Origin of the sequence: Streptomyces sp. NPDC127084, from assembly GCF_042724175.1 — a bacterium.
Taxonomy (GTDB): Bacteria; Actinomycetota; Actinomycetes; order Streptomycetales; family Streptomycetaceae; genus Streptomyces.
Map to the genome: position 1 here is coordinate 1 of NZ_JBHXFA010000260.1, position 5,816 is coordinate 5,816.

Consider the following 5,816-nt stretch of genomic DNA (forward strand, 5'->3'; position numbering starts at 1 on the left):
AGACAGCTCCTACCCGGAGGACAAGACCGCCATCGCGGCGGACGCCGCCGCGGCGGCCGCCGCGGCCGCCCAGAAGAAGAGCGACGACTTCATGGCGTGGCAGAAGGAAGAGGCCGCGAAGGCCAAGGAGGAGGCGGCGAAGGCCAAGGCCGAGCAGGAGGCCAAGGAAGCGAAGGCCAAGGCGGAGCAGGAGGCCAAGGAGGCGAAGGCCAAGGCGGAGCAGGAGGCCAAGGAGGCGGAAGCCAAGGCGGAGCAGGCGGCAAAGGAGGCGGAGGCCGAGCAGAAGCAGGCTGCCGCGGAGGCCAAGGCGGAGCAGAAGGAAGCCGAGGCCAAGGCGGAGCAGGCGGCAAAGGAGGCGGAAGCCGAGCAGAAGCAGGCCGCTGCGGAGGCCAAGGCGGAGCAGAAGGAAGCCGAGGCCAAAGCCGAGCAGCAGGCCAAGGAGGCCGAAGCCAAGCAGGCCCAGGCGCGCGCGGAGCAATTGCAGGTAAGCCAGTTCAACCAGTCGCGTGCCGACCAGGAATCCGCCCGCAAGGCGCAGGAGAAGAAGCAGGAGGAAGCCGAGGCGGCGGCCGCGCTGAAGGAGGCCGAGGCCAAGGCGGAGCAGGCGGCCAAGGAGGCGGAAGCCAAGGAGGAGCAGGCTGCCGCGGAGGCGAAGGCGGAGCAGAAGGAAGCCGAGGCCAAGGCGGAGCAGGAGGCCAAGGAGGCGGAAGCCAAGGCGGAGCAGGCGGCCAAGGAGGCGGAGGCCGAGCAGAAGCAGGCCGCTGCGGAGGCGAAGGCGGAGCAGAAGGAAGCTGAAGCCAAGGCCGAGCAGGAAGCCAAGGAGGCGGAAGCCAAGGAGGAGCAGGCCGCTGCGGAGGCCAAGGCGGAGCAGAAGGAAGCTGAGGCCAAGGCCGAGCAGGAAGCCAAGGAAGCCGAAGCCAAGGCCGAGCAGGAGAAAGCCCAGAAGCGTCAGGAGGAAGCCTGGCAGCAGGCTCAGGGCAGCACGGAGGGCCTGCTCAACCGGGGCGGTCTCGATCTCCCGGACGGGAGTGTCGTCGGCTCCGGTGACCTCAACGTCGGCGACCTCAACTCGCAGTGGCCCGACAGGGTTGACGCGAACCCCTTCTCCGACGACGTGCTGACCAACCCGGGCGGCAGCCACACCACCCTCGACGACAACAACCGACTGGTCACCCAGTTCCCCGACGGCAGCTCCGTACGCATCGACCCCGACCTGCACACGGCGACCGTCACCCATCCCGACGGCACCGTCGAGACCGGCCCGCTCAACGTCGGTGACCTGTTCCCCAACCCCGACGGCAGCGTCACCCGCCTTGAGCCCGACGGGAACATCGTCACCGAGCACCCCGACGGCACGGTCACCAAGGTCGACCCGCGCACCGGCATCGGTACGACCACCCTCCCGGACGGCACCGTCTCCTCGGGCGACCTCAACGGCTCCCCGGGAGGGCTGCCCACCGCGCCCGGATTCCACTCCGGTGGCAGCTCGCTCGGCTCGCTACCCGGCGCCTCGTCCGGCTACGACTACGGCCCCTATGAGGAGGAGCTGTACGACGAGTCCCCCTACGAGTCGCCGTACGCCACGTCAGGTGCCCCCCATGCCGGGGTGTCCGTGGGCGACCGTGGCACCCCGCTGAACACCGGCTCGCTGCCCGGCGGCCTCGGCATGGGCGGCGGCATGGGAGGCATGCCGATGGGCGGTATGCCTATGGGGGGCATGGGCGGTGCGGGCGGCGGAAACCAGGCACAGACCGAGCGGGTCCGCAACGTAGTAGACGACGGGCAGCCGCTGAACAGCCGCGGTGGACGCCGCGGCGGCCCCGGCGCCCGACCCGTCCAGGATGAGAACAACGTACGGGTGTCCGCACCCCGTGCCTCCAGCACCACCGGCGCCAGCCCGTTCCTCCCCATGGGCGGTGCCGGTGCGCCCGGCGGCCAGACGCAGACGCAGAGCGGGGACCGCGCCCGTGAGGTATGGGCGGAGGAAGAAGACGACGTATGGGGCACCGACGAGGGCGGCGCACCCGCCGTCATCGGCCGATGAACACCGCAGCGCAGCCGAGGAGTAGCCACTCGTGACAGAACCGATCGAGAAGCGCATCGCCAAGGCGATGGCGGAGCTGGAGTCCGTGCAGGCAGCTGTGGCGCAGGCCGAGGAGCGGCTGGCTGGAGCCTCCGCGACCGTCCGCTCCCGGGACCGGGCCGTCGAGGTGACGGTCGGTGCCGGTGGCGAGCTGACCGGACTGAAGTTCCTGGACAACAAGTACCGCGCGATGAATGCCAGCCAACTCGCCCAGTCCGTGATGGAGGCGGTGGGACGGGGCCGCGCGCAGATGGCCCGGGAGGTGATGGACACCTTCGGACCGCTGACCGCGCCCAGCGCCGACCTTCCGGAGCTGCGCGGAGTGGACATCGACTGGGACCGCATCTTCGGGTCCGCGCTCAGCGGCGAAGCCGGCAGCGGGCACGGCAGACGCGCAGGCAACCGGCTGCGCGACGAGATCCACGAAGACGGGGACGACGCACACAACCGAGGAAGGGGCCGAGCATGAGCGGCGTATACGAGGCGAACACCCAGGCGCTGAGGGCGAGCATCGCGCGGATGAAGCGGCTGCCCGAACTCGCCCGCAAGCTGGGCGAGGACTTCGACTCCAACGAACGGCACTACACGGAGTGGCCCGGCTGGACGGACGACTTCGCCGAGAAGGTCCGTCCCGTCTACGACCGCAACAACGAGTACTGCATGGGCACCAGCAGGACACTCTTCGAAGCACTCGACGGCCTGGTCTCCGCGACTCTCTCGAACCTGGAGGGCATCGAAAAGAACGCCGCCGACTCCACGGAGCGGATCCGCGAGCACCAGAGGCGGACCGAAGAGGCCATCGACGGCGACACCGGCGGGCGCCGCTGACGCGAGGAGGTGGGGGCACGACCGAACAGTTGAGGGTGAGCGGAGCTTTACATGCGGGAGATCGTCTTTCCTGAGGACGTCAGGAAGATGCTCTGGATAATCATCGGCGAAATGCCGTTGCAGGCCAGGGAGAATCTTGCTTACTACAGCAAGGAGCTCTACCTGACTTTCCGCCGTGCTCTCCGCTATCTCCGCGATGAGATGCAGCGCTCCATCGCCGACGCCTCCACCTCCTTGCCCGACGACGTCGGTGACGCGTACGTCCGGGGCCTGTCGCTGCTGGTGGACGACGGCGGTGTCAACCACCTCGACGAGATGCTCGACCAGCTCGACGAGATCGCCCAGGGCCAGGTCGACCACTCGATCAAGATCCAGGCGGCGAAGTGGGAGATCATCGCCGAGATCGTCATGCTCCTCATCGAGCTGGCCCTGCTGGCCGCGCTGGCCGCGATCACCGGCGGTACGTCCATCTCCCAGATGGCGCTGGCCAAGGCACGCAGCAGGCTGGCCGTGTTCATCATCGTCCAACGCCTGGTGCAACTGGCACCCTTCACCGCGGTGCTCACCGAGGCGTTCGAGGAGGCACTGCAGAGCCTCGCCGTGCAGCTCGCCCAGATGGCACTGAACCCGGACGACCGCAAGCCCGACAGCATCGACTGGCGTGACGTCGGCAAGTCGGCCGCCGCCGGCGCGCTGACCGGCCTGTTCCAGTCGATCTTCCACGGCGGCGGCAAGTGGCTGAAGAACTGGATGAAGAACTTCGACAGCTTCGACAAGTTCGCCAAGAAGCACCCCAATTGGACCAAGGGGCTGAACGGCGGCGCCGGACTGACCGGGGTGTTCGTCTCCAGCGCGGTGAGCGAATCGGTCGCTGAGTACCTCGTCCAGGGCGCCTTCGAGGGCGAGTGGGACTTCAAGTGGGAGACCCTCGTCGGGGCAGGCACCAGCTCGGTGATCACCGTGATCGCCGGTGACGCGCTGGCCCAGGGCGGCCTCAAGGTGCACAAGTTCGCGACCACCACCGGGTTCAACGGCATCAACGACAGCTCCACGCCGCCCGGTGACAGCGGCAGCAGCGGCAACAGCGGTGGGAAGACGTCCACCCTGCCGACCACGTCCGCCGCCCCGGTGACGGTGACGGTGCCGTCGCCGATTCCGACGGTCACCACCGAGATCCCGACGAAGACCCCCGCCACGCCGATCGCCACGCCGGTGCCTGCACCGGTGACGGCGGTGAACGTCCCCACCACTCCGGTGCCCACCCACACGTCCCTCCCGTTCTCGACGTCGTTGGACACCACGGTCGACAACTTCGACAGCGCCTCGGACGTGTCGTCCCTCGACAACGAATCGCTGTTCGACTCGGATACCGCCTCGATCGCCTCTGACACCACCTACGCGTCGACTTCCTCGCACGTGCCCCTCGGCACCGATCCGGCGGCGGTGTCCTCGCCCGCCACCGCCAAGGGCTTCGGCAACTCCGGCTCCCGCACCGGCTTCGACGACGCCACCGACTGGTCCGTCGACGACACCGTGGCCGACCTCGGTGGCACCGAGGGCAGCCTGAACCCCGCGGCCTCCCCGGCGGGCACCTCCACTCCGGACACCCACACCCCCCGCACGGGCACCGGAACCGGTACGGGCGCCGCTGCCAACTCCCCGGCCACCGGACAGCGTACGGCGCCTGGCGGCAGCGACCACACCGACGTCCAGACCGCCGACACCTCAGGCGATCTGCTCGGTGAGGACGCCGACGACAGCACGCCACAGTCCTCCACCGGCCACACGGCGGACACGGACACAACCCTGCCGCGCGGCACCGGCACCGCGTCCGGGGCACAGGGCGGGGACGAGCGCCGCACCTTCGTGCCCGATCAGGAGACGTCACCGGAGCAGTCCGACGACGAAGCGGTCGACGTGCTGCCCACCGCGCCTCTCGCCACGTCCGGGGCGACACCTGGCGCGCACAGCCCTGCCCACCTCGCCGAGCCGGGCAAGGGCGTACAGGGCAGTGGACTGCCCGAACAGCGCACCACCTCGGAGACCCAGGACAAGGAGTCCGGTCAGGACACCGGCGCCCCGTTGGAGACCGGCACGCAGCCCGCCGCGACCGTGCACACCGTCCCCACCGCCCCCGCTGCACTGACCGGCAACCCCGGCTTCGAAGCTGCGCGTGCCGCCGCGACCCCGGTGACACGCACGCACACCTGGGTAGACCCGGTCTCCACCCCCGCCGACACCGCACGACCGGGTCGCTGGGGCGCCGAACCGCGTGCTCCCCGACTGCCGCAGGCCACGGACACGACCACCGAGACCACCGTCGCCGAGAATGTCGCCGGCAATGCGGCGGACACCGAGACCACCCCGGCCCTGGCACCGGCGGCACCCCTGACCACTGTGTCCGGATCGGTGAGCAAATCCCTTCCGGTCGCCCCCGCCGCGCAGTCGGCTGACGCGGAGAGCGGACCGGACCTCACGGGAACCGCGGCCACTTCGTCCGGCAGCCCATCCAGCAGCGCGACGACGTGGACCGAGAGCGCCGCCGACGGCGAGACAGCGGTACAGCCCACTCCTGCGCCCGAGCCTGAGTCATGGGACGCGGTCGGCAAGGCGAGCAAGGCGCGGACGGACGCCGACCAGAGCTACTGGAAGAAGCGCCATACAGTGCGGTGGATGGCGTCGCAGTTGGTCGACCGCAAGCTTGCTGCGGCGGGTGGTGGTGCGCATGGGGAGCCGTTCGGTGTCGACGTGTTCGAGGACGGTGGTACTGCGGGTGGTGTGGTGTCCGATGCCGCGGTGTCAGTTCCGGTGGCGGTGGAGCCGGCGAACGCGGATGCGTTGGTGGCTGACCTGTCGGTGCTTTCGGCGTTGGAGTTGTTGGACGCGGTGGCGTTGCTGCCGGTGG

The 5,816-nt window shown here is 69.6% G+C and carries 3 protein-coding genes and 1 pseudogene; all 4 read left to right on the plus strand.

The features are described 5' to 3' along the window. Nucleotides 1–2,044, plus strand: a pseudogene (locus tag ACFWI9_RS32525) (microtubule/TRAF3 and DISC1 binding protein); the annotation flags it as partial. Nucleotides 2,045–2,075: 31 nt separating this feature from the next. Further along, complete coding sequence (locus ACFWI9_RS32530) at nt 2,076–2,552, plus strand: YbaB/EbfC family nucleoid-associated protein (RefSeq protein WP_387168381.1); 477 nt, start codon at nt 2,076–2,078, stop codon at nt 2,550–2,552. Continuing rightward, nucleotides 2,549–2,911, plus strand: a complete 363-nt coding sequence (locus ACFWI9_RS32535) for a hypothetical protein (protein WP_387168384.1) — start codon at nt 2,549–2,551, stop codon at nt 2,909–2,911. The genes ACFWI9_RS32530 and ACFWI9_RS32535 overlap by 4 nt, the downstream gene beginning before the upstream one ends. Before the next feature lie 51 nt (nt 2,912–2,962). Beyond that, nucleotides 2,963–5,816, plus strand: a 2,854-nt coding sequence (locus ACFWI9_RS32540; RefSeq protein ID WP_387168387.1) for a hypothetical protein, incomplete at its 3' end; no start/stop codon positions are given.